The sequence below is a fragment of the Neobacillus canaveralius genome (assembly GCF_047237705.1).
Lineage (GTDB): Bacteria > Bacillota > Bacilli > Bacillales > Cytobacillaceae > Neobacillus > Neobacillus niacini_K.
In genome coordinates this window covers 1,256,961-1,283,603 of record NZ_JBDFLL010000001.1, presented here as the reverse complement: position 1 = coordinate 1,283,603, position 26,643 = coordinate 1,256,961, and the positions used below count along the sequence as shown (strand labels likewise).

At 41.2% G+C, this 26,643-nt stretch carries 14 protein-coding genes, 22 tRNA genes and 3 rRNA genes; 5 read left to right on the top strand and 34 right to left on the bottom strand.

All coding sequences use genetic code 11. The features are described from left to right. Positions 1-19: 19 nt before the first annotated feature. Genes menH through ABC255_RS06250 form a run of 3 tightly spaced genes read right to left on the bottom strand, consistent with a single transcriptional unit; the run spans position 20 to position 3,983 of the window. Positions 20-826: a 2-succinyl-6-hydroxy-2,4-cyclohexadiene-1-carboxylate synthase gene (gene menH, locus ABC255_RS06260; RefSeq protein ID WP_412992099.1), complete on the bottom strand. Its 807-nt coding sequence runs from the start codon at positions 824-826 to the stop codon at positions 20-22. Then, on the bottom strand, positions 827-2,575 hold the full coding sequence (gene menD, locus ABC255_RS06255) for a 2-succinyl-5-enolpyruvyl-6-hydroxy-3-cyclohexene-1-carboxylic-acid synthase (protein ID WP_412992097.1): 1,749 nt from the start codon (positions 2,573-2,575) through the stop codon (positions 827-829). Between the two features lies 1 nt (position 2,576). Then, a complete protein-coding gene (locus tag ABC255_RS06250; RefSeq protein WP_412992095.1) occupies positions 2,577-3,983 on the bottom strand; it encodes an isochorismate synthase in 1,407 nt (468 codons plus the stop codon). Between the two features lie 364 nt (positions 3,984-4,347). On the opposite strand from ABC255_RS06250, the gene ABC255_RS06245 reads away from it, so the two are divergent. Continuing rightward, positions 4,348-5,286, top strand: a complete 939-nt coding sequence (locus ABC255_RS06245) for a 1,4-dihydroxy-2-naphthoate polyprenyltransferase (protein WP_412992093.1) — start codon at positions 4,348-4,350, stop codon at positions 5,284-5,286. 44 nt (positions 5,287-5,330) lie between these two features. Here the strand turns inward: ABC255_RS06245 and ABC255_RS06240 are convergent, their stop codons facing one another. From ABC255_RS06240 to ABC255_RS06100, 29 genes are all read right to left on the bottom strand, one after another. Then, the gene (locus tag ABC255_RS06240) at positions 5,331-7,724 is read right to left on the bottom strand and encodes a glycogen/starch/alpha-glucan phosphorylase (RefSeq protein ID WP_412992091.1); all 2,394 of its coding nucleotides are present in this window, start codon (positions 7,722-7,724) and stop codon (positions 5,331-5,333) included. Further along, on the bottom strand, positions 7,714-9,162 hold the full coding sequence (gene glgA / locus ABC255_RS06235) for a glycogen synthase GlgA (protein ID WP_412992089.1): 1,449 nt from the start codon (positions 9,160-9,162) through the stop codon (positions 7,714-7,716). Before glgA ends, ABC255_RS06240 begins: the two co-directional genes overlap by 11 nt. Further along, complete coding sequence (locus tag ABC255_RS06230; RefSeq protein ID WP_412992087.1) at positions 9,159-10,190, bottom strand: GlgC family sugar phosphate nucleotidyltransferase; 1,032 nt, start codon at positions 10,188-10,190, stop codon at positions 9,159-9,161. The genes glgA and ABC255_RS06230 overlap by 4 nt, the downstream gene beginning before the upstream one ends. Before the next feature lie 93 nt (positions 10,191-10,283). After that, positions 10,284-11,429 carry a glucose-1-phosphate adenylyltransferase gene (locus ABC255_RS06225; RefSeq protein ID WP_335531577.1) on the bottom strand — a complete coding sequence of 382 codons (1,146 nt, stop codon included), beginning with the start codon at positions 11,427-11,429 and terminating at the stop codon, positions 10,284-10,286. Continuing rightward, positions 11,371-13,317 (bottom strand): 1,4-alpha-glucan branching protein GlgB, encoded by a 1,947-nt coding sequence (gene glgB, locus ABC255_RS06220; RefSeq protein ID WP_412992085.1) that lies wholly within the window; start codon positions 13,315-13,317, stop codon positions 11,371-11,373. Before glgB ends, ABC255_RS06225 begins: the two co-directional genes overlap by 59 nt. An 857-nt stretch (positions 13,318-14,174) precedes the next feature. Further along, a tRNA-Glu gene (locus ABC255_RS06215) sits at positions 14,175-14,246 on the bottom strand. Positions 14,247-14,256: 10 nt separating this feature from the next. Further along, positions 14,257-14,347, bottom strand: a tRNA-Ser gene (locus ABC255_RS06210). 8 nt (positions 14,348-14,355) lie between these two features. Beyond that, positions 14,356-14,430 (bottom strand) — tRNA-Asn (locus ABC255_RS06205). Between the two features lie 62 nt (positions 14,431-14,492). Continuing rightward, positions 14,493-14,569, bottom strand: a tRNA-Ile gene (locus tag ABC255_RS06200). A 6-nt stretch (positions 14,570-14,575) separates the two neighbouring features. After that, positions 14,576-14,649 (bottom strand) — tRNA-Gly (locus tag ABC255_RS06195). 18 nt (positions 14,650-14,667) lie between these two features. Further along, a tRNA-His gene (locus ABC255_RS06190) sits at positions 14,668-14,743 on the bottom strand. A 29-nt stretch (positions 14,744-14,772) separates the two neighbouring features. Then, positions 14,773-14,848: transfer RNA gene (locus tag ABC255_RS06185), tRNA-Phe, on the bottom strand. A 28-nt stretch (positions 14,849-14,876) separates the two neighbouring features. Beyond that, positions 14,877-14,953, bottom strand: a tRNA-Asp gene (locus ABC255_RS06180). Positions 14,954-14,956: 3 nt separating this feature from the next. Next, positions 14,957-15,030: transfer RNA gene (locus ABC255_RS06175), tRNA-Met, on the bottom strand. A gap of 36 nt (positions 15,031-15,066) precedes the next feature. Then, a tRNA-Ser gene (locus ABC255_RS06170) sits at positions 15,067-15,159 on the bottom strand. Between the two features lie 18 nt (positions 15,160-15,177). Then, positions 15,178-15,254: transfer RNA gene (locus tag ABC255_RS06165), tRNA-Ile, on the bottom strand. A gap of 15 nt (positions 15,255-15,269) precedes the next feature. Continuing rightward, positions 15,270-15,346 (bottom strand) — tRNA-Met (locus tag ABC255_RS06160). A gap of 74 nt (positions 15,347-15,420) precedes the next feature. Continuing rightward, positions 15,421-15,496 (bottom strand) — tRNA-Ala (locus tag ABC255_RS06155). Positions 15,497-15,514: 18 nt separating this feature from the next. Beyond that, a tRNA-Pro gene (locus ABC255_RS06150) sits at positions 15,515-15,591 on the bottom strand. Between the two features lie 7 nt (positions 15,592-15,598). Continuing rightward, positions 15,599-15,675 (bottom strand) — tRNA-Arg (locus ABC255_RS06145). 65 nt (positions 15,676-15,740) lie between these two features. Next, positions 15,741-15,829 (bottom strand) — tRNA-Leu (locus ABC255_RS06140). Positions 15,830-15,834: 5 nt separating this feature from the next. Beyond that, positions 15,835-15,909 (bottom strand) — tRNA-Gly (locus tag ABC255_RS06135). A gap of 13 nt (positions 15,910-15,922) precedes the next feature. Continuing rightward, positions 15,923-16,007: transfer RNA gene (locus ABC255_RS06130), tRNA-Leu, on the bottom strand. A 13-nt stretch (positions 16,008-16,020) separates the two neighbouring features. Continuing rightward, positions 16,021-16,096: transfer RNA gene (locus ABC255_RS06125), tRNA-Lys, on the bottom strand. Positions 16,097-16,163: 67 nt separating this feature from the next. Further along, positions 16,164-16,239, bottom strand: a tRNA-Thr gene (locus ABC255_RS06120). 39 nt (positions 16,240-16,278) lie between these two features. Beyond that, positions 16,279-16,354, bottom strand: a tRNA-Val gene (locus ABC255_RS06115). Between the two features lie 8 nt (positions 16,355-16,362). Next, positions 16,363-16,478 (bottom strand): 5S ribosomal RNA (rrf, locus tag ABC255_RS06110). A 131-nt stretch (positions 16,479-16,609) separates the two neighbouring features. Further along, positions 16,610-19,546, bottom strand: a 23S ribosomal RNA gene (locus ABC255_RS06105). Between the two features lie 191 nt (positions 19,547-19,737). Next, positions 19,738-21,287: ribosomal RNA gene (locus ABC255_RS06100) — 16S ribosomal RNA — on the bottom strand. Together the 16S, 23S and 5S rRNA genes with 21 tRNA genes alongside form the textbook arrangement of a ribosomal RNA operon. Before the next feature lie 581 nt (positions 21,288-21,868). Between ABC255_RS06100 and ABC255_RS06095 the strand changes: the two genes are divergently transcribed. The 4 genes from ABC255_RS06095 (at position 21,869) to ABC255_RS06080 (ending at position 24,876) form a co-directional block, all read left to right on the top strand. Next, on the top strand, positions 21,869-22,567 hold the full coding sequence (locus ABC255_RS06095; protein ID WP_412992083.1) for an MgtC/SapB family protein: 699 nt from the start codon (positions 21,869-21,871) through the stop codon (positions 22,565-22,567). A 75-nt stretch (positions 22,568-22,642) separates the two neighbouring features. Continuing rightward, positions 22,643-22,715: transfer RNA gene (locus ABC255_RS06090), tRNA-Ala, on the top strand. 302 nt (positions 22,716-23,017) lie between these two features. After that, complete coding sequence (locus ABC255_RS06085) at positions 23,018-23,347, top strand: DUF485 domain-containing protein (protein ID WP_335531858.1); 330 nt, start codon at positions 23,018-23,020, stop codon at positions 23,345-23,347. After that, positions 23,344-24,876 (top strand): solute symporter family protein, encoded by a 1,533-nt coding sequence (locus tag ABC255_RS06080; RefSeq protein WP_412992081.1) that lies wholly within the window; start codon positions 23,344-23,346, stop codon positions 24,874-24,876. The genes ABC255_RS06085 and ABC255_RS06080 overlap by 4 nt, the downstream gene beginning before the upstream one ends. A gap of 39 nt (positions 24,877-24,915) precedes the next feature. Here the strand turns inward: ABC255_RS06080 and ABC255_RS06075 are convergent, their stop codons facing one another. Beyond that, on the bottom strand, positions 24,916-26,271 hold the full coding sequence (locus tag ABC255_RS06075) for a DEAD/DEAH box helicase (RefSeq protein ID WP_412992079.1): 1,356 nt from the start codon (positions 26,269-26,271) through the stop codon (positions 24,916-24,918). Positions 26,272-26,391: 120 nt separating this feature from the next. Next, the gene (locus ABC255_RS06070; protein ID WP_412992077.1) at positions 26,392-26,547 is read right to left on the bottom strand and encodes a sulfurtransferase TusA family protein; all 156 of its coding nucleotides are present in this window, start codon (positions 26,545-26,547) and stop codon (positions 26,392-26,394) included. Between the last annotated feature and the right edge of the window lie 96 nt (positions 26,548-26,643).

Genomic DNA, 26,643 nt, shown 5'->3' with positions numbered 1-26,643 from the left:
ACGATCTTCCTCCTTAGTTTTATTTTGACAAAAAGTCACTTACTATTGTACCAAATTTTTCTTTTTGTTCCACATGAATTGCATGACCACAATCATTAATTACAATCCAGGAAGCTTTTCTCATATCTTTTAACATTTTTTCGGCTAACTTACAGAACTTTTCATCCTTTTCTCCTGTTAACAATAACACTTCACAACTAACAAGGTCCAATTTACTCCACCATGAGGCTTGTGAACCTGTACCCATTCCTAATAAGCTATTCGCAAGACCCTTAGCATTATTGGACAGCCGCTGCTCCCTAATCGATTCTTTAATGGAATTAGGGAGAATGTTCATAGTAGAAAAGAGAGGGATTGCCTCCCAATAGTCAACAAAGGACTCGATCCCTTGGTCATTAATAAAGTTTGCCAGTTCCTCGTCTTTCATACGGCGAAGTACTCTTTCTTCATTTGTTTTCAGTCCAGGTGAAGCACTCTCTAAAATTAACTTTCTAACTCTCTCGGGGTATAAAATAGCGAGAGTTAGCGCTAATCTCCCACCCATTGAATAACCGAGGAGATCTATTTTTTCAATACCTAGCTGATCTAATAGAAAAATTAGGTCTTGAGCAGCCGATTCCATTTGATAATAATTTATATCTCCTGGCGAGTCTGTTTCACCATGGCCGATAATATCTGGGATAATCAATTTTGAATGGGTGCCCCAAACCGGACAAAAAGGTGTCCAGGTAGATGAATCCCCAGTAAAACCGTGTAATAAAAGTAATGGAAATCCTTCCCCGCACACTTCGACATGATAATTAAGGCCTTTAATTTTTATCAGCATTTAATGAAGACCTTTGACAAAATTTGATATTTCCTCGGAAACAATCCGCCAAAACTCGCGATGTTCTGCCAAATTACTCTCACGGTTTGTTACTACTTCATATACATTTAATCCCTTTTCTTCGGTTGAATGGTTCATAAGTTGCTCTAAATGTTCCCAATCCCTTACCCTGGCAAAATTACCATTAAACATCCGCACAGCATGCTCAAACTCTAAGTTTAACGGTGTCCCAAATAAAAGTTCAAAATGCTTAGGATGCTCTGATTGTGGTAAGAAGGAGAAAATTCCGCCGCCATTATTGTTAACAACAATAATCTTAACATCAATACCATATAGCTTCGTGGCAACCAACCCATTTAAATCATGGAAAAAAGTTAAATCTCCTAAGACGAGATATAAAGGTTGTGAGTAAAGGCCTGCACCTATTGCCGTAGATACGGTACCATCAATACCGTTTGCACCTCTATTAGCAATCACTTTTATTGATTTATTGTTATTGTGAAAGAAACTATCTAAGTCTCTGATAGGCATGCTATTTCCAACAAATAGTGTGGCACCCCGAGGAAGCATATCCGCTAATTGATAGAACAATCGACCTTCACTTAATTGCTGGCTATCCTTAATTAGTGCCATATTTGCTTTTGTAATATGATTAACGGCCAGCCATTTTTCTAAAAATCCGCTAGAATTCCTTGTCTCACTAACAGCCAACATCTGCTCACAAAAAATGGTTTCATTACAGTAAATCATTTCCGTAGATAATGATGATGGATCACGCCAGCCTCCGGCTCCATCGATGACAAATTGTTCAGCTTGATGGTTTTCCTTCAAGAAAATGGTTAGTGCTTTTGATAAAGGCATTGCTCCGAAGCGCAGGATTACTTCAGGTTTCAAATAGACTTTAGCGTCTTCATTTCTTAAAAATGTATCATATGTTTCCACGATATTTTCCAAGTGATGTTGCCCACTTCTAAGTTGTGATAATGGATCTGCTAAGATTGGAAACTTTAACATGTCGGATAAGTCTGTGACAGCCTGAGCAAAACGGTCGTCAGCAATATTGCCGCAAACAATGATTCCATTTTTATAACCATTCAGTTTTAAAGAAATTTCCTTTAATTCATCCTCACGAATCGTTAATTCTCCATTTCGCACTTTTACATAACCCATTGGTCGTTCTTCCAATTGAAAGATATCTTCATCCAATTTAGGTATGAGCGGTTCCCTGAATGGGAAGTTCAAATGAACTGGACCTGCTGGTGCCTGGCTAGCGATGGCTACCGCCCGTGCCCCGATAGTACGTGCATAGCGGATGATTTCAGTACTACTTTCTGGCAACGCCATATCAGCAAACCATTTTACGTGTTGACCATATAAATGAATTTGGTCAATCGCCTGTGGTGCACCTACTTCTCTCAGCTCATGAGGCCGGTCAGCGGTTAAGACAAGTAACGGTACACGTGAATAGCGTGCTTCAATAATTGCCGGAAAATAGTTTGCCGCTGCAGTTCCGGAAGTACATAAAATCGCCACTGGCTTATTCGTAACCTTTGCAATTCCCAAAGCAAAGAAGGCAGCAGAACGTTCATCCACATGAATATGGACATTTATCTCTGGATGTTCGGCCATTACCATTGCCATCGGGGTCGATCTTGACCCCGGACTGACGACGACATCCTTTAATCCTGTCTGTACCAACTCAGCTACAAATGCTGCTAAATAAGCAGTTAATGATATCTGATGATTCATATTATTTTCCTCCAAGAGCACGAAGCATTGGTGTAAATTTTAGGCTCGTTTCTAGATATTCACTTTCTGAGTCAGAATTTGCTACTACACCACATCCTGCAAATAACGAAGCCTCTTTACCCTGAATAAGACCAGAACGGATAGAAACCGAGAATTCGCCATTTCCTCGATAATCGGCCCAGCCAAGCGGTCCAGCATAGAAACCACGATCCAGTTCCTCTACCTGTCTAATTTTTTCAACAGCTTCTTTTTTAGGAAGACCTCCCAGGGCTGGAGTTGGGTGAAGTCTTTCGACTAATAAAAGCAGCGAAGCATCCTTTTGACATTTACCAATAACCGGCGTATAAAGATGTTGAATATCGCGGATTTTCATTAATTGAGGCTTATCTGGAAGGATAATTTCCTCACATGATTCTTCTAATGCTTCTTTAATCATTTCAACCACAAATCCATGCTCATTAATGTTCTTTTGATCATTTAATAATGTTTGCCCTAAAATAATGTCTTCTTCTTCATTTTTACCACGTCTAATCGAGCCTGCCAGGCATGTTGAGAATACATTTTCTCCTTGTTTCTTCACAAGCCTTTCAGGTGTCGCACCGATAAAACAATCCCCATTGGATTCAAAAACAAAGATAAAGCTATCTCGCTGTTGATTGTATAAATTCTCAAGAATAACATCTGCTTTCACTTGATCATCAAACAATAATCTTAATTCGCGTGCCAGCACAACCTTTTTCAATGAACCAGTTTTTAGCTCCTCTACCACATCATCCACAGTCTGTTTCCATTGCTGAGGTGAAATTTCTTTCATCTCGAGGAGTTTAGCTGATTTTACGTTAGTGTCCTGTTTTGCAGATGTTAGCAACAACAACTGGGTTCGTTCATTCATTACTTTTTCAAGAAGAGTATAATCATCGTTTGGGGTACAAACAATATTCGTCGTTAAATACGTTTGTCCCTTAACAATTGTTAACATAAATTTGGGAACATGGAATAGAGAATCAGCGTATTTAGACCACAAGGGTGTTTTTGCTTTAAGTGGATCAAAGGAAAACCCGCCAAACATAACAGGTCCTAAGCCATTTTCATTGAATGGATTAAAGATTAGACCATCCTTTAAAAAATTTCTCCACTCTTCTTCAACATGAAAAAAGCGGTCAGTAGCCTGATCCGACTGAATTTGTTTTGATATGCCAATGCCAATAAGCACAACTTCTTCTGATGGGTCTTTCCAATAGAAACGTTCCCCAAGATAGCGCTCTCTCCCACTATTGAAAAAGGATAAGGGATCGATACTGTCCATTTGATGAACTTCGCTAATTAAAATAGGCCGCCCTAGTTTTTGAGCAGTGGTGACTGCTAAGATACCTTTATCCTTTAATTCTGTTTCCTGAATGGTAACCAACAAAATCCCTCCAAAACAGTCAAGTGACTGTTATCCATTCATTTTTATGCCTAATTTAAAGATACTACTATATTGTAAAGAAGTCAGTAATACTTGTCACTAAGTATACTCATTCACTACCTTATTATAGCTTAATTCATTCCGAGCAGGGTTGTATTTGATTTACATTCGTTTACTTTCATTTTCCCTCCAAATACTCGTTACTAATCAAGAAGGAATTATCTACTAATTTCACTAATAAAAAATAATTGACTGTCGTGGCAGAATTCCATAAACTAAGGTTTGGACAGTCTGTAGACAGTAGTACAAATTAACGATTTTACTATAGATAATAGAAAAAGTTTCATAAAAGGGAGAGAAGATAATGCAGCCAAATTTACAGCCAACGTCAAAGCCTGCTGTTGAATCGAATCGCGGTTTTCAGGTTTGGTGGCAAATGACCCGTCCCCATACCCTAACTGCTTCATTTGTTCCAGTTTTGCTTGGTACGGCGCTTTCACTAGCAGATGGTAAAATACATTTTGGTCTTTTCTTTGCCATGTTAATTGCAAGCTTATTAATCCAGGCAGCCACTAATATGTTTAATGAGTATTATGATTATAAGCGTGGACTTGACAATGAGAATTCAATCGGAATTGGCGGTACCATTGTCCGTGATGGCATTAAGCCAAAAACAGTAATGCAGCTCGCCCTCGGACTCTATGGAGTTGCTTTATTGATTGGTGTATATATTTGTATGAGTACTAGCTGGTGGCTTGCCGCTCTCGGGCTTGTTTGTATGGCAGTGGGTTATTTGTATACTGGAGGACCTTTTCCAATTGCGTATACACCGTTCGGAGAGATATTCGCAGGGTTCTTTATGGGCATGTTAATCATTTTAATTTCATTTTTTATCCAAACAGGAACCGTAACAACATATAGCATCCTCATTTCAGTTCCTATTTTAGTTCTGGTTGGTGCCATTAATTTTTCAAATAATATTAGGGATTTAGATGGCGATAAGGAAAATGGCCGAAAAACACTAGCGATTCTGTTAGGAAAGAATAAGGCCGTTACGTTAATGGGTTATATGTTCATTTTTTCATTTATTTGGATATTAGGTCTAATCATCACTGGTGTTGCTCCAATTTGGACAGTAATCGTCCTGTTTAGTATACCGAAAGCATTAAAAGCCATTAAAGGCTTTAAAGCAGGTGTTACACCAATCCAAATGGCTCCTGCCATGAAAGCAACCGCACAAACCAATACGATTTTTGGTTTTTTACTTGCTATAGGAATTTTCATTGGACACTTTGTTTCATAAATAAACAAAAGGCATCTGCTATTTTTTTAGCAGATGCCTTTTTGTTATTGAGGCTTAATCCCCCAAATATGGTCAGCATACTCTTTGATTGTCCGATCACTTGAAAAATAACCGGCATGGGCGATGTTAACCAGACACTTCTTTTGCCAGACTTGCTGGTCCCTAAAGGTTTCACCAATTGTCTTTTGCGTGTCCGCATAGGAAGCAAAATCCTTTAATACAAAGTATTGGTCATTTTCCTCTAATAATGAATCAAAGATCGGTTCAAATTCGTTATAAACACCTGGGAAGAACCCATTTACGAGCTGATCAACAGCCTGGCGGATACGGCTGTCATGGTGATAATATTCAATCGATTGATAGCCTCCATGCTGGTAATAATGAAGTACCTCATCGGCAGAAAGTCCGAATGTAAAGATGTTCTCATCTCCGACCAATTCATGAATCTCAATATTGGCCCCATCCATTGTTCCTACTGTTAGTGCTCCATTAATCATAAACTTCATGTTACCAGTACCAGATGCTTCTTTACTGGCGGTAGAAATTTGTTCACTTAAGTCAGCTGCCGGAAAAACTTTTTCCGCGAGCGAAACGCGATAATTTTCAAGAAAAACCACTTTCATTTTATCGCCAATAAATGGGTCGTTGTTAACCTTATCTGCTACCGTATTAATGAGCTTAATGATCTTCTTCGCATAATAATAACCTGGGGACGCCTTTGCCCCAAAAATAAATACTCTAGGCACCATTGAAAAACTAGAATCCTCTTTTATCCGATTATAAAGATACATGATATGTAATACCTTTAGAAGCTGTCTCTTATAGGCATGCAGGCGCTTTACCTGTACGTCAAAGATAGCAGAGGAATCCACAACAATCCCATTCTTACTCTGGATTACATCAGCAAGCCGTTCCTTATTATCTCTTTTAATTTTCAAGAGCTGTTCCATGAAGGATGAATCGTGTTGATAGTTTAGTAATTGGATTAAATCTGCAGGTGATTGAGTCCATGAAGAACCAATGGAATCCGTAATTAAGTTTGAAAGATCTGGATTTCCTTTTAGCAGCCAGCGGCGATGGGCGATTCCATTCGTTTTATTATTGAATTTCTCTGGAAACAATTGATAAAATTGATTCATTTCACGAGTCTTTAGAATTTCTGTATGGAGCTTAGCAACTCCGTTCACACTAAAACTCCCGACAATCGCTAAATGAGCCATTTTCACAAAACCATCAGCAATGATTGCTAGCTTTGCAATCCTATCCCAATCCCCAGTGTATTTATCCCACAATTCTCCGCAGAACCGTTCATTTATTTCTTCTACAATCATATAAATTCGAGGTAATAACGGCTGAAAAATCCGAATTGGCCATTTTTCCAATGCTTCCGATAAGGTCGTATGATTTGTATAGGAAATTGTATTCTTTGTAATATACCATGCCAGTTCCCACTCAAATCGTTCCTCATCAATTAAGATTCTCATGAGTTCAGGAATAGCCAAAACTGGATGGGTATCATTAATATGAATACAAACGTGTTGGTGAAGTTCCTTCAAGTTTCCGTGTTGTTTTCGATACGTTTTAATAATAGATTGAATACTTGCGGATACTAAAAAATATTGCTGCTTTAGACGCAGTATTTTCCCTTCATCATGGGTATCGTCTGGATAGAGGAATTCTGATACAGATTCCGTTTCTCGTTTGTACTTTAAAATATCCTCATGAATAGGGAATTGAGACGGCTCTGCATTCCATAATCTTAACGTATTAACTGTTTCTGAATTATAGCCAATCACCGGCATATCATGCGGAACAGCTGTCACCGTTTCTGCATTAAGATGTTGGAACACGAGTCGACCGTTCTCGGTACGTCCTTCTACCTTTCCCCAAAAGGGAATTTTAACAGCTAAGTCTGCTTTACGAACCTCCCATACATTACCACTTCTGAGCCATTGCTCTGGTAGTTCTACCTGATATCCATCCACGATCTTCTGTTCAAATAAACCGTGCTTATAACGAATACCATGACCGTGCCCTGGAAGATTAAGAGAAGCTAGGGAATCAAGAAAACAAGCGGCTAATCTACCTAAGCCGCCATTTCCCAATCCTGCATCACTTTCTAATTCCTCTAGGTTACTTAAATCGATACCAAGTTCGCTAAGTCCAACTTGTACTGTTTCTTCGATTCCCAAGTTTATTAAATTTTGCCGCAGCAGTTTACCTAATAAATATTCAATAGATAAATAATATACCTGCTTCTCTTTTGCAGCAAGGTATCGTTCATTTGTTTTGATCCAATCATGACTGACAAATTCACGAATCATAATACCTAGTGTTTGGTAATGATCCCGCTCAGAGCTTTCTGAAAAGCTCTTACCGCATACCATATTCAACCTCTTTAAGAAAGTGTTCTTAAACTCTGTTGTATTAGAAAACATGGGTTTCACTCCTCGAGATCAGCTCTGCATAAAGCTGATTGTACTTAAATGCAGACTGGGCCCAGCTATTATCCTTTTCCATCGCTTTTTGAACAATTGTTTCCCAAGCGGGGTCATGATAAAAGTGTAGTGCCCTTCTAATCGTATATAGCATGTCATGGGCATTAAAATTCTTGAAAGAAAACCCATTTCCCTCATTGGTTATCTCATTCCAAGATTGTACCGTATCATTTAGCCCACCTGTTTCACGTACAATTGGCACCGCGCCGTATTTCATTGCGATTAATTGACCAAGACCGCATGGCTCAAATAAGGAAGGCATGAGAAACAGGTCTGCCGCAGCATATAGCTTGTGGGCAAGTCCCTCACTAAAACCAATATGAACCTTTAATTTATTTGGATAGGAGCTTGCTGCATGACGCAGATACTCCTCATAAGCATAGTCACCTGTACCCAGAACCACCATTTGGATATCTTCATGGAGAATATCTCTTAGTACGCACTTAACGAGATCTAATCCCTTTTGTTTTGTCATCCGAGTAATCATCACCATTAACGGTGTATTTGGTTTTTGTGGCAGCCCAAAGAATTTTTGGACTTCACTTTTATTAATGGCTTTATTTTCAAGGTTATTAACTGTGTAGGTTTTATAGATGAGTGAATCATCGGCAGGATTATAGAATTTATCATCAATACCATTTAAAATTCCAACAAGATCTTCTTCTCTTGTTTTTAAAAGACCGTCCAATTTTTCACCATATACAGGCGTTTGGATTTCTTGTTTATAAGTTGGGCTCACTGTTGTAATCTCGTCAGCTGCTACAAGAGCACCCTTCATAAAATTAATACAGCCGAAAAATTCTAAATTTTCAGGGTGGAATGCTTCCCAATCCAATCCAAGCAAGTCAGAAAGTGCCTCTCTTGGAAAAATACCCTGAAATTGGAGATTATGAATCGTGAATACAGTACGAATAAGACCATATCCCTTTCGCTTGTAATATTCCATTCTTAATAAAAATGGAATCATCGCTGTATGCCAGTCATGGCAATGCAGGACATCAGGATAAAAGTCAAGATGTTCCAAAGCTTCCAACACAGCCCGATTAAAATAAGCGAATCTTTCGCCATCATCGTAATAACCATAAAACCCTTCGCGTTTAAAATAATATTCATTATCAACGAAGTAATAGGTTACTCCTTCATAGGAAAGCTCTTCAATCCCACAATATTGATTTCTCCAGCCAACAGGTACTGTAAATTCTTTAATTTTTTTCATATCCGCTTTAAAGTCATCGGCAATAGTGCCATACTTAGGCAGGATAACCCTCACGTCTGTTCCAAGACTTTTCAGCTCTTTAGGCAGGGAGCCTGCAACATCCGCAAGCCCTCCTGATTTTGCAAATGGACCACATTCTGAAACTGCAAATAATACTTTCACGAATTCATCAGCGCTCCTTGTTTCGTACCTTTTCGCACAACAAAAGGGTCCCTGGCTGTACCAGTTAAGATTGTACCAGCCTCAACCTTTACATCTTTATCTAAAATAACAGAGTCAAGGTAACAATTATCTTCGATCACGCATTTTTGCATGATAATCGAATTCTTAATAACAGCACCTTTTCCAATTTTAACGCCCCTTGATATGATACTATTTTCAACCGTACCATTAATTAAGCAACCATTGGCTATCATGGCATTTTGCACAACTGAACCTTTTAAATAGCGTGTTGGCGGCTCATCTTTGACCTTTGTCAGGATAGGCTGTTCTTTAACAAATAATTGCTTCCAGACATCCGAATTTAATAAATTTAGACTAGTAGAAAAGTAGTTTTGGATAGAATCGATCATGACCGCATACCCGGAATATACATAGCTGCAAACGGAGTACTGATGTTCAGTGTCTAGGACCACATCCCTCATGCATGTATATCCTGTTTCATTTCTTGTTTCAATTAACTTAATAAGTAACGATGTTTTTACTAAATACATTTCCATTGGGGTGCCGTCCTCATGGTGAATTTCAGTAATATCGCACCCTGAATGGATATGCCAATCTAGCAATGGTTTAAAATCCATATTGAAGACTGTATAACAATTTGTAATCAAGGAATACTCTTGAGAACTACGGTAAAAGAAATCTAAATTTGCAGCAAAGTTTTCAAATGTTCCTATTTTATTTATATCAGAATCAACAACGGGAGTTGGAAAAAAGAAAAGCCCATCACGCTTGCGATTTAAATCCCAATTCTTCCCTGAACCTAGGTGGTCCATTAACGAACGGTAGGTCATTTTAGGAAAGATTGCTACACTGCTAATTCCTGAGTTCACCATATTGGAAAGTACAAAATCAATAATACGATAACGTCCCGCAAATGGCAGGGCTGCAAGTGACCGATGTGTTAAAAGGTCCTCTAGATCTTCATGGTACGTTGTTGCGTCAATAACACCTAATAGCTTTCTCTTCAATACTAGTCCCTCCCGAAATTAATGCGTAGGGCGCCTGCTCATTGGCTGTAGACCATAGAGCCGGGTGGCGCCCGCAGCTAGATAGCACATTTTTTAAAAAGCAGGATATAACCCACTTAACATTTCTTCAGTAACAAGAATAATTTCATCATCAAATGAACGAATTACAGTTCCATCAGGAATAATTACATCACTTGGAACAATTGCTTTTTCAATCTTAACGTTTTCACCAATCACTGCATCTGGCATGATTACAGATTCCTTTATAATGGAACCTTTACCAACTGTAACCCCTTGGAATAAAACCGAATTATCAATTTCTCCTTCAATCGTGCAGCCCTCATTAATTAGAGATTCCTTAACAATCGCTTCAGGAGAGATATATTGTGGAGGCTGGTTAGGATTGACAGAATAAATTCTCCAATCATGATCAAATAGATCTAAATCACATTCGTCATTTAATAGATCCATATTTGCTTCCCAAAGACTCTTAACGGTCCCTACATCCTTCCAATAGCCTTTAAAAGGATAGGCATATAACTTCTTATTCTCTTCAAGCAGAGTTGGTATGATGTCTTTACCAAAATCGTGGGAGGATTTAGTATTTCTAGCGTCCATCTCCAGATATTCTTTCAGTATATTCCAGCTAAAAATATAAATGCCCATCGAAGCTAAATTATTTTTTGGCTCTGCTGGCTTTTCCTCAAACTCTGTTATTCTTAATTCATCGTTTGTGTTCATAATGCCAAAACGGCTTGCTTCCGCCCAAGGAACCTCAATTAAGGAGATGGTTACGTCTGCTCTTTTCTCGATATGATATTCAAGCATACTCTCATAATTCATTTTATAAATGTGATCACCTGAAAGGATGAGTACATATTCCGGCTGGTATTGCTTTAAATAATTCAGGTTTTGATAAATTGCACTCGCGGTTCCGGTATACCACTTTACTTCAGAGGTCTCAGCATATGGAGGTAATACGGTTACGCCTCCATCTTTTCGGTCTAGGTCCCATGCGCTTCCTATACCTATATAAGAATTTAATAGCAATGGTTGATATTGTGTTAAGACCCCCACAGTATCAATACCTGAATTAGCACAATTACTTAATGGAAAATCAATGATTCTATACTTACCTCCAAATGGAACAGCAGGCTTTGCCAAATCCTTTGTAAGCGAATTAAGTCTGCTTCCTTTCCCTCCTGCCAATAGCATTGCCACGCACTTTTTCTTTCCCATTACCTTTTCTCTCCTTTCGTTTTTTCACCGGTCGAATGATCTGAAAGCCAAAAGGCGGTATCGTCACATTTACGGAATATGGTCTTCCATGAAATGGCTCATCTAAAGCCATAAATGTTTTCTTATTAATAAAGCCAGCGCCGCCAAATTCCGTATCGTCACTATTAAAAATTTCACGAAACTCAACTTGAGCAGGTACGCCAATTTTATATTCTGGATAATGCACACCTGTAAAATTACAAATGATGATTAAATAATCATTTTCTGTCTTACCATTCCGAATGAAAGAAAAGACTGATTGGCTATAATTATTGCAGTCAATCCATTCAAAACCATCATGCATGTGGTCAAGTTCATACAAAGCCTTAGAACGTTTATAAAGCTTTGTTAATTGTTTAACATATTGATTTACGTTTTGGTGCATTTCATAATCTAATAAATTCCAATCTAACTGTTCCTTGTCTTTCCATTCTGCAAATTGACCAATCTCAAATCCCATAAATAATAGATTCTTACCGGGATGTGCAAACATATACCCTAGAAGCAAGCGGAGTTGGGCAAATTTCTCCCAGTAATCCCCTGGCATTTTGTCTAAAAGCGACTTTTTGCCATGTACCACTTCATCATGTGAAAACGGGAGCATAAAGTTTTCTGTAAAGGCATAAAGAAGTGAAAAAGTTACTTTAGTATGAACACTAGCACGTGCATATGGCGGAGTTTCCATATATTTTAAAATGTCATTCATCCAGCCCATGTTCCATTTATAATCGAAGCCTAAACCACCATAATGGACAGGAGCAGTAACATTAGGGAAATCTGTTGAATCCTCTCCAATCATGACAAAGGTTGGATCATATTCATGAACTTGTATATTTAACTTTTTTAAAAAATCAATTCCAAATGGATTTTCTTGATTCTCGTCTGAATTCGGCCAATAGATGATATTTGCAACAGCATCCATTCTAAAGCCATCAATATGGAAATAATCAATCCAATAAAATGCATTTGAGATGAGGAAACTTTGCACTTCGCCTTTTCCAAGATCAAAGTTTGCTGTTCCCCATACTTTATTTTCCCTGTCACTCTCTGTTTCGTAGGAATAAATATGTGAACCATCAAAACGATACAAACCATGTGAATCCTTACAAAAGTGACCAGGAACCCAATCAAGAATGACGCCAATTCCATTCTGATGACACTGATCTACAAAGTACATAAAGTCCTTTGGTGTGCCGTAGCGAGAGGTTGCCGAAAAGTATCCAGTACCCTGATATCCCCAAGATCCGTCAAAGGGGTGCTCGATAAGCGGTAATAATTCAATATGTGTAAATCCATGTTCAAGCACATAAGGTATGAGTTCTTCTGCCATTTCCTTATATGTTAAAAAATCACCATTTTCATGTTTTTTCCATGAACCAAAATGCACCTCATAGATGATCTGTGGTTCAGATAAGAAGTTTCTTTTTTGCTTTCGGTGCATCCAATGATTATCCTGCCAATCGTAATTTCTCAAAGAATATACGATTGAGGCCGTATTTGGTCTCAGTTCAGAATAAAATGCATATGGATCTGATTTTAAAAGTCTTTCATTTTGTGCTGTGATTATTTCATATTTATAGAGGCAGCCATTCAGGTCTTGATTAATGACAATAATCCATACACCTTCATTGTTTACCCTATGTAAATCGTAACCTTCTCCATTCCAGTTATTGAAATTTCCAACCAGCCTTACTTGGTTAGCATTCGGAGCCCACACACAAAATCGCGTATATACTTTGTCAGTTTCTTTAAAAACGTGTGCCCCAAACAGCTGGTGACTTTGAAAAAGGTTCCCCTCATGAAATAAATGCAACTGATAGCCTGTTGGATATAAAGTGTTCACTGCCATTATTAACCTCATCCTTGTGAAAATGTATTTCAAGGGTTAATTATAAGTGCAAATTACAAATATCTCTTGTAAAACTTTTTTATCTTTTCTGACAATAAAGTATACAGACCGTCATATTCTGGTTTTTTTCAACACGTTTCGACAAAAACGAACAAGAAATCCTTCAACAACCGACAAAAAAACATAAAGTTTTTTTGAAATTTTGGGTAAAAAATATTATTTAAATTATAAGAAACTTTAACATGTAAACGTGCTAAATATGCAGTATATGTAAGCGTTGCCAGCGTTTTTCTCAGTGGTACGGGAAAGCATATTATTATATAGGAATAGTTTTTAACTAAAAAAAATGCACGCTTAAGTCTTGGACAAGCTATAGGCACTTCAAAGGATTGGAGTGTTTGTTTTTCTTATAAAACAACAAATTTTTGGGGATTATATGGGATGATGATTTTATCGGAGATAGAGGGAAAATAAGAATGATTGACACAAATTTTAAGGGATTATGCAGCATGGTATTTTATAGTGGCTGTAGTGCCCCTAATGGGCTCAAAGATAGCCGGAATAACTCATCTGAGATATTAACCAGGCGTACTGCTACTCTAACCCGACTAGAGCGACTCAATTTAATTTAGATGAAGGTATTAAGCCACTGGAGCACTTTGAATGATTTGGCTTTAATTAGCATTTAAATTAATTAGGGTCTTTTATAGTTACCCAAATTCCGTTTGCTTCGACGTTTCGGTCACTATAAACTTAGAATTGATGGAGTTATACATAATCAATTGTAGTATTGTCATTTTTACTGGCAAAAATTAGCACAAAAAAACTGATGATAAAATATCATCAGCCTTTTTGTATGACCCCTACGGGATTCGAACCCGTGTTACCTCCGTGAAAGGGAGGTGTCTTAACCACTTGACCAAGGGGCCTTAATTTTTATGGCGGAGAAGGAGGGATTTGAACCCTCGCGCCGGTTACCCGACCTACACCCTTAGCAGGGGCGCCTCTTCAGCCTCTTGAGTACTTCCCCATAAAAATTGGCTCCGCAGGTAGGACTCGAACCTACGACCGATCGGTTAACAGCCGATAGCTCTACCACTGAGCTACTGCGGAACAATGGAAAATCATTTTGCTGTCGCAAAAAGTTCTAACTATTTTGCTGTCGCAAAAAGTTCTGGTGGGCCTAAATGGACTCGAACCATCGACCTCACGCTTATCAGGCGTGCGCTCTAACCAGCTGAGCTATAGGCCCATAAATTGGAGCGGGTGATGAGAATCGAACTCACAACATCAGCTTGGAAGGCTGAGGTTTTACCACTAAACTACACCCGCGAAAAGTAAAATAATAGATGGGGCGACTGATGGGAATCGAACCCACGAATGCCTGAACCACAATCAGGTGCGTTAACCACTTCGCCACAATCGCCATCATAATAGTTTCCATCTAAAAATAAATGGTGGCTCAGGACGGAATCGAACCGCCGACACAAGGATTTTCAGTCCTTTGCTCTACCGACTGAGCTACTGAGCCACTATATTTTTTGCCATTTTAATAAAAATGGCGGTCTGGACGGGACTCGAACCCGCGACCTCCTGCGTGACAGGCAGGCATTCTAACCAACTGAACTACCAGACCATATTGCGGGGACAGGATTTGAACCTGCGACCTTCGGGTTATGAGCCCGACGAGCTACCAGACTGCTCCACCCCGCGACAATAAAAATATTTCATTTTGCTGAATTAATAAAATGGAGGAGGAAGAGGGATTCGAACCCCCGCGCGGTTTGACCCGCCTGTCGGTTTTCAAGACCGATCCCTTCAGCCGAACTTGGGTATTCCTCCAAAAAAACATAAAATTACTGGTGGACCTTGTAGGACTCGAACCTACGACCGGACGGTTATGAGCCGTCTGCTCTAACCAGCTGAGCTAAAGGTCCAAATTAAGGTTTATTTGGTAGCGGCGGAGGGGATCGAACCCCCGACCTTACGGGTATGAACCGTACGCTCTAGCCAGCTGAGCTACACCGCCAAATATATAATTAAGTTATAAGTTATTTTCACTAGCGTGAAAAAGCATTGATTATTTTGCTTCGCAAAAAATCTTGGTGGAGCCTAGCGGGATCGAACCGCTGACCTCCTGCGTGCAAAGCAGGCGCTCTCCCAGCTGAGCTAAGGCCCCATTTTGTTATTAAAAGCATGGTCGGGAAGACAGGATTCGAACCTGCGACCCCTTGGTCCCAAACCAAGTGCTCTACCAAGCTGAGCTACTTCCCGTATTATATGGCGCGCCCGAAAGGAGTCGAACCCATAACCTTCTGATCCGTAGTCAGACACTCTATCCAATTGAGCTACGGGCGCAATATATTGAAAGTTTTTTTCGCTATCGCGAAAAAACTCTGGTTATTTTTCTCCGAAAAATAACTTGGTGCCGAGGACCGGAATCGAACCGGTACGGTAGTCACCTACCGCAGGATTTTAAGTCCTGTGCGTCTGCCAGTTCCGCCACCCCGGCAACTATGGAGCGGAAGACGGGATTCGAACCCGCGACCCCCACCTTGGCAAGGTGGTGTTCTACCACTGAACTACTTCCGCATATTAAATTAAATGGTGCGGGTGAAGGGAGTCGAACCCCCACGCCTTGCGGCGCCAGATCCTAAGTCTGGTGCGTCTGCCAATTCCGCCACACCCGCATATACATTTAAATGGTGAGCCATGAAGGACTCGAACCTTCGACCCTCTGATTAAAAGTCAGATGCTCTACCAACTGAGCTAATGGCTCATATAATTGGCACTTATATGATAACTGTGTTTACGCTGCCGCTGATATGAACCAACGAAGTAAAGCATGGTGCCGGCTAGAGGACTTGAACCCCCAACCTACTGATTACAAGTCAGTTGCTCTACCAATTGAGCTAAACCGGCATATATGGGAAAGTTATTTTCGCTATCGCGAAAAAACTTTGGTGGAGGATGACGGGATCGAACCGCCGACCCTCTGCTTGTAAGGCAGATGCTCTCCCAGCTGAGCTAATCCTCCATATATAAGCCTGGCAACGTCCTACTCTCACAGGGACAAAGTCCCAACTACCATCGGCGCTGAGAAGCTTAACTTCCGTGTTCGGTATGGGAACGGGTGTGACCTTCTCGCCATTATTGCCAGACTACTTTCTCAAAGACAAAATCTATTATATTGTCTTTTTCGATATTTTTCAAGAGGTTTTTGAAAAAAATTTCATTCCCTCAAAACTAGATAATTTCAGAAGAAGTTGTAAAACGAGTTCACCTTTAAAAATTGGTTAAGTCCTCGAACGATTAGTATCAGTCAGCTCCACATGTTACCACGCTTCCACCTCTGACCTATCAACCTGATCATCTTTCAGGGTTCTTACTAGCTTGACGCTATGGGAAATCTCATCTTGAGGGGGGCTTCATGCTTAGATGCTTTCAGCACTTATCCCGTCCGCACATAGCTACCCAGCGATGCCTTTGGCAAGACAACTGGTACACCAGCGGTGCGTCCATCCCGGTCCTCTCGTACTAAGGACAGCTCCTCTCAAATTTCCTGCGCCCACGACGGATAGGGACCGAACTGTCTCACGACGTTCTGAACCCAGCTCGCGTACCGCTTTAATGGGCGAACAGCCCAACCCTTGGGACCGACTACAGCCCCAGGATGCGATGAGCCGACATCGAGGTGCCAAACCTCCCCGTCGATGTGGACTCTTGGGGGAGATAAGCCTGTTATCCCCGGGGTAGCTTTTATCCGTTGAGCGATGGCCCTTCCATGCGGAACCACCGGATCACTAAGCCCGACTTTCGTCCCTGCTCGACTTGTAGGTCTCGCAGTCAAGCTCCCTTGTGCCTTTACACTCTGCGAATGATTTCCAACCATTCTGAGGGAACCTTTGGGCGCCTCCGTTACTCTTTAGGAGGCGACCGCCCCAGTCAAACTGCCCACCTGACACTGTCTCCCACCCCGATAAGGGGTGCGGGTTAGAATTTCAATACAGCCAGGGTAGTATCCCACCGACGCCTCCACCGAAGCTAGCGCTCCGGTTTCTCAGGCTCCTACCTATCCTGTACAAGCTGTACCAAAATTCAATATCAGGCTACAGTAAAGCTCCACGGGGTCTTTCCGTCCTGTCGCGGGTAACCTGCATCTTCACAGGTACTATAATTTCACCGAGTCTCTCGTTGAGACAGTGCCCAGATCGTTACGCCTTTCGTGCGGGTCGGAACTTACCCGACAAGGAATTTCGCTACCTTAGGACCGTTATAGTTACGGCCGCCGTTTACTGGGGCTTCGATTCAGAGCTTCGCTTGCGCTAACCCCTCCTCTTAACCTTCCAGCACCGGGCAGGCGTCAGCCCCTATACTTCGCCTTGCGGCTTCGCAGAGACCTGTGTTTTTGCTAAACAGTCGCCTGGGCCTATTCACTGCGGCTCTTCGAGGCTATTCACCTCAAAAAGCACCCCTTCTCCCGAAGTTACGGGGTCATTTTGCCGAGTTCCTTAACGAGAGTTCTCTCGCACACCTTAGGATTCTCTCCTCGCCTACCTGTGTCGGTTTGCGGTACGGGCACCTTTTATCTCGCTAGAGGCTTTTCTTGGCAGTGTGGAATCAGGAACTTCGGTACTATATTTCCCTCGCCATCACAGCTCAGCCTTCACGGTAAGCGGATTTTCCTACTTACCAGCCTAACTGCTTGTACGCGCATATCCAACAGCGCGCTTACCCTATCCTCCTGCGTCCCCCCATCACTCAAACGATAAAGAGGTGGTACAGGAATATCAACCTGTTGTCCATCGCCTACGCCTTTCGGCCTCGGCTTAGGTCCCGACTAACCCTGAGAGGACGAGCCTTCCTCAGGAAACCTTAGGCATACGGTGGACGGGATTCTCACCCGTCTTTCGCTACTCATACCGGCATTCTCACTTCTAAGCGCTCCACCAGTCCTTACGGTCTAGCTTCGACGCCCTTAGAACGCTCTCCTACCACTGACACCTAATGGTGTCAATCCACAGCTTCGGTGTTACGTTTAGCCCCGGTACATTTTCGGCGCAGAGTCACTCGACCAGTGAGCTATTACGCACTCTTTAAATGGTGGCTGCTTCTAAGCCAACATCCTGGTTGTCTAAGCAACTCCACATCCTTTTCCACTTAACGTAAACTTTGGGACCTTAGCTGGTGGTCTGGGCTGTTTCCCTTTTGACTACGGATCTTATCACTCGCAGTCTGACTCCCACGGATAAGTCTTTGGCATTCGGAGTTTGTCTGAATTCGGTAACCCGATGAGGGCCCCTAGTCCAAACAGTGCTCTACCTCCAAGACTCTTACAACGTGAGGCTAGCCCTAAAGCTATTTCGGAGAGAACCAGCTATCTCCAAGTTCGATTGGAATTTCTCCGCTACCCACACCTCATCCCCGCACTTTTCAACGTGCGTGGGTTCGGGCCTCCAGTAAGTGTTACCTCACCTTCACCCTGGACATGGGTAGATCACCTGGTTTCGGGTCTACGACCACATACTCATACGCCCTATTCAGACTCGCTTTCGCTGCGGCTCCGTCTCTTCAACTTAACCTTGCATGTAATCGTAACTCGCCGGTTCATTCTACAAAAGGCACGCTATCACCCATTAACGGGCTCTAACTACTTGTAGGCACACGGTTTCAGGATCTATTTCACTCCCCTTCCGGGGTGCTTTTCACCTTTCCCTCACGGTACTGGTTCACTATCGGTCACTAGGGAGTATTTAGCCTTGGGAGATGGTCCTCCCAGCTTCCGACCGGATTTCTCGTGTCCGGCCGTACTCAGGATCCACTCAGGAGGGAACGAAGTTTCAACTACAGGGTTTTTACCTTCTATGACGGACCTTTCCAGATCGCTTCATCTACCCCGTTCCTTTGTAACTCCATGTTGAGTGTCCTACAACCCCAAGAGGCAAGCCTCTTGGTTTGGGCTATGTCCCGTTTCGCTCGCCGCTACTCAGGGAATCGCGTTTGCTTTCTCTTCCTCCGGGTACTTAGATGTTTCAGTTCCCCGGGTCTGCCTTCAATACCCTATGTATTCAGGTAAAGATACTGCTCCATTACGAGCAGTGGGTTCCCCCATTCGGAAATCTCCGGATCAAAGCTTACTTACAGCTCCCCGAAGCATATCGGTGTTAGTCCCGTCCTTCATCGGCTCCTAGTGCCAAGGCATCCACCGTGCGCCCTTTCTAACTTAACCTAAAAGGTTATTTTCTTCTTATTAATAAGAGAGAAAAACTAATGTGGCGATTCTCGGTTTTACTTGACTTCTTCTTACGATTATCTAGTTTTCAAGGAACAAATGTTTCGAGAGAGAATTGCACTCTCAAAACTAAACAAACAAGTAACCATCAACAGTTTATCAGTCCACAAGGACTGCATATTCCTTAGAAAGGAGGTGATCCAGCCGCACCTTCCGATACGGCTACCTTGTTACGACTTCACCCCAATCATCTGTCCCACCTTAGGCGGCTGGCTCCTTACGGTTACCCCACCGACTTCGGGTGTTACAAACTCTCGTGGTGTGACGGGCGGTGTGTACAAGGCCCGGGAACGTATTCACCGCGGCATGCTGATCCGCGATTACTAGCGATTCCGGCTTCATGTAGGCGAGTTGCAGCCTACAATCCGAACTGAGAATGGTTTTATGGGATTGGCTTAACCTCGCGGTTTTGCAGCCCTTTGTACCATCCATTGTAGCACGTGTGTAGCCCAGGTCATAAGGGGCATGATGATTTGACGTCATCCCCACCTTCCTCCGGTTTGTCACCGGCAGTCACCTTAGAGTGCCCAACTGAATGCTGGCAACTAAGATCAAGGGTTGCGCTCGTTGCGGGACTTAACCCAACATCTCACGACACGAGCTGACGACAACCATGCACCACCTGTCACTCTGTCCCCCGAAGGGGAAAATCCTATCTCTAGGAGTGTCAGAGGATGTCAAGACCTGGTAAGGTTCTTCGCGTTGCTTCGAATTAAACCACATGCTCCACCGCTTGTGCGGGCCCCCGTCAATTCCTTTGAGTTTCAGCCTTGCGGCCGTACTCCCCAGGCGGAGTGCTTAATGCGTTAGCTGCAGCACTAAAGGGCGGAAACCCTCTAACACTTAGCACTCATCGTTTACGGCGTGGACTACCAGGGTATCTAATCCTGTTTGCTCCCCACGCTTTCGCGCCTCAGCGTCAGTTACAGACCAGAAAGCCGCCTTCGCCACTGGTGTTCCTCCACATCTCTACGCATTTCACCGCTACACGTGGAATTCCGCTTTCCTCTTCTGTACTCAAGTCCCCCAGTTTCCAATGACCCTCCACGGTTGAGCCGTGGGCTTTCACATCAGACTTAAAGGACCGCCTGCGCGCGCTTTACGCCCAATAATTCCGGACAACGCTTGCCACCTACGTATTACCGCGGCTGCTGGCACGTAGTTAGCCGTGGCTTTCTGGTTAGGTACCGTCAAGGTACCGGCAGTTACTCCGATACTTGTTCTTCCCTAACAACAGAGCTTTACGACCCGAAGGCCTTCATCGCTCACGCGGCGTTGCTCCGTCAGACTTTCGTCCATTGCGGAAGATTCCCTACTGCTGCCTCCCGTAGGAGTCTGGGCCGTGTCTCAGTCCCAGTGTGGCCGATCACCCTCTCAGGTCGGCTACGCATCGTCGCCTTGGTGAGCCGTTACCTCACCAACTAGCTAATGCGCCGCGGGCCCATCTGTAAGTGTCAGCGTAAACCGACTTTTAGCTTTTCCACATGAGAGGAAAAGGATTATCCGGTATTAGCTCCGGTTTCCCGAAGTTATCCCAGTCTTACAGGCAGGTTGCCCACGTGTTACTCACCCGTCCGCCGCTAACCAAAAGGTGCAAGCACCTTAAGATTCGCTCGACTTGCATGTATTAGGCACGCCGCCAGCGTTCGTCCTGAGCCAGGATCAAACTCTCCAAGAAAGTTGATTAGCTCATTTGTTACGTTGGCTAGTTTCTATAGAAGAAACTATTATTTTTTTGTTGACGTTCTTGTTTGTTTAGTTTTCAAAGAACAATTGCAGTCATCAGTGAGTTTGTACTTCTTAACACCTCAAAAGCGACCTCATTAATTTACCACATCCATTATCGTGAAGTCAACAACTTTTTTAAATTTTATTTTTGTTGTGTGACTCTCTCGTAGAGGACGAGATTTAATATAACATGTTATTAAAATGATTGCAATATAATTTTAAAAGTTTTTTTGATCACTCCTCTTTTTCAAATCGATCCCTATACTATCAAGGGAATAAAGAATCTTCTACTGTCAAAGGATAATCAAGGATGAGCATAGACTCATATTATCTACCTTTGCTGTATATTTAATTAAAGTAGTTTATCATTAATTAACTAAGCAGAGCGAAAAAACTTATTAAATAACCATAATCTCTGTATTATATTTAGAAATAAGGAAAATTCTTTTTTAATATAGAAGGGATTTCATATGATAAAAGTGAATGTTTATTTAAGAATTACTATACTTACTATTATTGGACGTGAGGCCCATGGAGAACATTGATTACGATATATTAATAAAACTCGGTATTTCAGCTGTTTTGGGACTTATCATTGGACTAGAACGCGAATTAAAGCGAAAACCTGTAGGACTTAAAACAAGTCTTGTTATATCTGTAGTAAGTTGCCTGCTTACCATTGTCTCAATAGAATCAGCTTATATGTTTCCAGATTCTGACCATGTAAGAATTACGATGGATCCTCTTCGTCTTGCGGCACAAATTGTTTCTGGAATCGGTTTTCTAGGGGCAGGTGTAATCCTTAGACGGGGAAATGATAGTATCTCTGGATTAACAACAGCCGCGATGATATGGGGAGCAGCCGGAATAGGAATTGCTGTTGGAGCAGGTTTTTTTATTGAAGCGTTTGTTGGTGTTGCATTACTCATTATTAGTGTTGAATTAGTACCTTACGTTATGAAATTTATTGGACCAAAACAATTGAGAGAAAAAGAAATTAGTCTTCAATTATTTATCAGTGATAAAATCCAAATTGAAAATGCCATTTCATTCTTAATGGGGAGAAAATATATTATCCGTCGGATACGTATAAAGGATTTAGACAATGGTGACCATCTCGTTCAGATATTAGTTGCAGTAGATTACCGTGAAAAAACAACAGATGTGTATGATTCTGTTTCAAATCTAGACGGGGTGCAAAAGGTTGAAATAGAAAGTATGGGTCAATAATTTTTTAACTAAAAAATGAAAAATACTATTGCAAGAATGGTATGAGAAAGATATAATTTTTCTTGTACCACACACGGGGGCTTAGCTCAGCTGGGAGAGCGCTTGCATGGCATGCAAGAGGTCGTCGGTTCGATCCCGATAGTCTCCATCTTCAAAAAACCTTTGCGCTGCAAAGGTTTTTTCTTTTTATCTTCACATACTTCACGCCTAAAGTTAACCTCAAATGGTTTTTACTATCTATATAGTAATAATACTTTTTCCAAAAAAATGAAATTTTTCCTATTGCTAAATGTATTACTCTGCTCCTATAATAATAAACGTAACAAAAAAATAAATATTTAGAAAAATCTGTTATCAAAAGGAGGAAGATAGCAAGCACAACAGTCATGTACTTATTTTTATCCACAATAGTAATTTGTACATTTTCTACATTGAGAGGGGGAGCTTCCAATGGAGGCACGGAAAATTACAGCTAATTCCGAAAGCGATTACAGTGCTATTGTTCAATCATCTTCTTTCCAAAGATTACTCTCCGAAAAGAAAAAATTCATCATTCCTATCACGATCTTCTTCTTTTGTTTCTATTTTGCATTACCCATTTTAACTTCATACTCAACGGTATTGAATAACAAATTTATTGGCAGTATTTCCTGGGCATGGGTATTTGCTTTTCTTCAGTTCGTTATGACATGGGGTTTATGCATGCTTTACTCCAAAAAGGCAGCCAAATTTGATGATTTAGCTGAAAAAGTTGTCAGAGAAGGAGGTAAAAATCAATGAATACTGCTGCTTTTACCATGTTTCTTGGTATCGTCTTCGTAACGTTAGTTATTACATATTACGCTTCGAAACGTACAAAGAACGCAAGTGAGTTTTACACTGCTGGAGGAGGCCTTACTGGCTGGCAAAATGGATTGGCTATCGCAGGTGATTATATGTCTGCTGCCTCCTTTCTTGGTATTGCTGGTGCAGTTGCACTTACAGGATTTGATGGATTCTTTTACAGTATCGGTTTCTTAGTGGCATATCTAGTTGTTCTGTATTTGGTGGCGGAACCACTGCGTAATCTAGGAAAATATACATTTGCTGATATGATTGCAGCGCGCTTTGACGCCAAAAAGGTTCGTGGTTTTGCTGCTATGAACACCATAACCATTTCTATCTTTTATATGATCGCTCAGCTTGTTGGAGCTGGTGCACTTATTAAATTATTATTAGGATTGGAATATACTACATCTGTTTTAATTGTTGGGGTATTAATGACGGTTTACGTTATTTTTGGCGGTATGCATGCAACAAGCTGGGTCCAAATTATTAAAGCTGTACTACTAATGGGTGGTACCTTTTTAATATCGATTGTTGTTTTTGCTAAATTTAACTTTAGTATTACTGATATGTTTGATCAAATGAAAACAGCAACTCCGTTAAAGGAAGCGTTCTTAAATCCAGGGGTAAAATACAAGGATGGTATCGACACTCTTTCATTAAATTTGGGACTAGTATTAGGTACCGCTGGGTTGCCTCATATTCTTGTACGTTTCTTTACGGTTAAAGATGCAAAAACTGCTCGAAGTTCAGTCGTATATGCAACGTGGATCATTGGGATATTTTATGTAATGACAATATTCCTTGGCTTTGGTGCTGCGGCATTTGTTGGTACAACTGATATAGTTGCTGCAAATGCAGCTGGAAACATGGCAGCTCCCCTTTTAGCAAAGGCTCTTGGTGGAAATATGCTGTTCGCGTTTATTTCTGCAGTAGCATTTGCTACCATTCTTGCAGTGGTTGCAGGGCTTGTTCTAACTGCTGCGTCAGCTTTTGCGCATGATTTCTACAACGAGATCCTTAAAAAAGGAAAAGCCACAGAAAAACAACAGGTTAGTATGGCTCGTTGGGCAGCAATTGGTGTTTCTGTCCTCTCCATTGTTTTAGCTTTAGGGGCTCAATCCCTTAACGTAGCTTTCCTTGTATCACTGGCATTTGCTGTAGCCGCCAGTGCAAATTTACCGGTTATTATTTATACAATTTACTGGAAACGTTTTAATACTACCGGAGCAATTTGGGCCATGGTGGTTGGACTTATCTCCGCTATTGGACTTGTAATCATTAGCCCGAATGTTTTCAGCCCTGAAGTAGGAAAGGCTATCTTCGTAGGGAATCCACTTTTCCCATATACGACACCAGGAATTGTGTCTATACCATTAGGATTTATTGCAGGGTACCTAGGAACGAAACTCTCCAGCCAGAAGGCTGACTTGAAAAAATATGATGAAGTGTTAGTTAAATCGAACCTTGGAATCGGACAATAATACAGAAACAAGGGACTGAAGGTAAATTCAGTCCCTTGTTTATTTGCTCCGCCTGCTCTTCGCTACTCCAGTAGTGGTGCTTTTCCTATCCCTTCTGGCGCCTGCATGAGTGGAGGTAGATGGCTTGCTCCTATCCGATTTTGACTTCCCGCTATTTCTAGACGAAGCATGAGGTTTATTATCCCGCCTATTACCACCAGTGGTTCTCTGTTTTTCATCCTTTTTACCTTGGTAATTCTTTTGCTTAGGTGGTTTTTGGTCATTTTTTTGGTCACTTCCGGTGTTACCGATGTTTTGTTTTTGAATAGTAATATTTAGTTCTTTTTCAATCATATCTAGAGTTTGGCGATCATCTGATGAGTATAAAGTAATGGCCATGCCCTTTGTACCAGCTCTTCCTGTTCTTCCAATTCGATGGATAAAGCTTTCAGCATCCTGTGGAATGTCATAGTTAAAAACATGTGTTACGCCTTCAACATCCAACCCTCTTGCAGCCACATCTGTTGCTATCAATAATTGAATTTCCCCATCTCTGAAACGTTTCATCACCTGTTCTCTCTTTGCTTGTGATAAATCACCATGTAGTTCATCACACAAGAATTTATGTGATTTTAACACCTCGTATAGCTTTGAGACTCTTCGTTTTGTTCGACAAAAAATAACAGCTAAATATGGTCGATGTGTTTCAACCAACTGAATAAGAGTCCCTTGCTTCGCTCTATCAATCGTATGAATGGCAATGAGTTTAACATTTTCAGCGGGGCCCTGCGTTTTTTCAACTTGGATATAATGTGGATTACGCATATGCTTGTTAGCTAACGTTCTTATTTCTTCTGGCATAGTAGCAGAAAACAGCATGGTCTGACGTGTTTTTGGTGTTTCACTGATAATATCCACCACTTCATTCAAAAAACCAATGTGGAGCATTTGATCTGCTTCATCAAGAACTAGAAAGGATACTTCCGATAATTGAACCGTTCCTCTCCCGATATGATCTAACAGCCTTCCTGGGGTACCAACCACAATCTGAACGTTCCTCTTTAGCTTTTTTAATTGTTTATCAACATCCTGTCCTCCATAGACAGCAAGTACATCGACTCCTGGAATATCTTCCGTCAACTTTTGAAATTCATCCGTAATTTGTAGAGCCAATTCCCTAGTCGGTGTAACAATTAGAGCTTGTACATGTGAGGTGTTCGGATTTATTTTTTCTAGAATTGGCAGTATGAACGCATATGTCTTTCCTGTTCCTGTTTGGGCTTGTGCAATCACATCTTTACCATCCATTACAATTGGTATTGATTTTTCTTGGATCGGTGTTGGTTGGGCTACACCGTAGCTCCTTAATTTATTTACAATTGACTCAGAAATACCTAATGATTTAAAATCAGGCAACAAAATCCCTACTTTCTCTATCCCTAACAATATTTTGTCTTATTAATATTGAGTGTTTAACAACGAAAAGGCAAATATTCTTTTATAAAAGAAAAAAAGACCAAATCATAAGAAAGGTCTTTAGCGCTTTTCTATATAGTAATAACTACTTTCACCAAAATCTTTTCGATCAAGTAATAGATGTGTTTCTAGTCTGCACCAGGAAGGCAGTTTTTCTTTCAAACCTGGTTCAGTCGATATGATTTCGAGTATATGTCCCTTGTTCAATTTTTTCATAGTGAAGGAAAGGTTACTTACGAGCTCTTCTTATCTGGTTTTGCCTGCGTCATAGATAAGATCCGGTACATATTGGAGTGACATCCATTCAGCTCC

Coding starts and splice junctions, on each gene's coding strand:
- glgB (WP_412992085.1), bottom strand. CDS start 13,317: ATGGCAGTGAACACTTTATATCCAACAGGCTATCAGTTGCATTTATTT.
- ABC255_RS06240 (WP_412992091.1), bottom strand. CDS start 7,724: ATGTTTTCTAATACAACAGAGTTTAAGAACACTTTCTTAAAGAGGTTG.
- ABC255_RS06080 (WP_412992081.1), top strand. CDS start 23,344: ATGAATACTGCTGCTTTTACCATGTTTCTTGGTATCGTCTTCGTAACG.
- ABC255_RS06225 (WP_335531577.1), bottom strand. CDS start 11,429: ATGGGAAAGAAAAAGTGCGTGGCAATGCTATTGGCAGGAGGGAAAGGA.
- ABC255_RS06070 (WP_412992077.1), bottom strand. CDS start 26,547: ATGAAAAAATTGAACAAGGGACATATACTCGAAATCATATCGACTGAA.
- ABC255_RS06245 (WP_412992093.1), top strand. CDS start 4,348: ATGCAGCCAAATTTACAGCCAACGTCAAAGCCTGCTGTTGAATCGAAT.
- menH (WP_412992099.1), bottom strand. CDS start 826: ATGCTGATAAAAATTAAAGGCCTTAATTATCATGTCGAAGTGTGCGGG.
- menD (WP_412992097.1), bottom strand. CDS start 2,575: ATGAATCATCAGATATCATTAACTGCTTATTTAGCAGCATTTGTAGCT.
- ABC255_RS06095 (WP_412992083.1), top strand. CDS start 21,869: ATGGAGAACATTGATTACGATATATTAATAAAACTCGGTATTTCAGCT.
- ABC255_RS06085 (WP_335531858.1), top strand. CDS start 23,018: ATGGAGGCACGGAAAATTACAGCTAATTCCGAAAGCGATTACAGTGCT.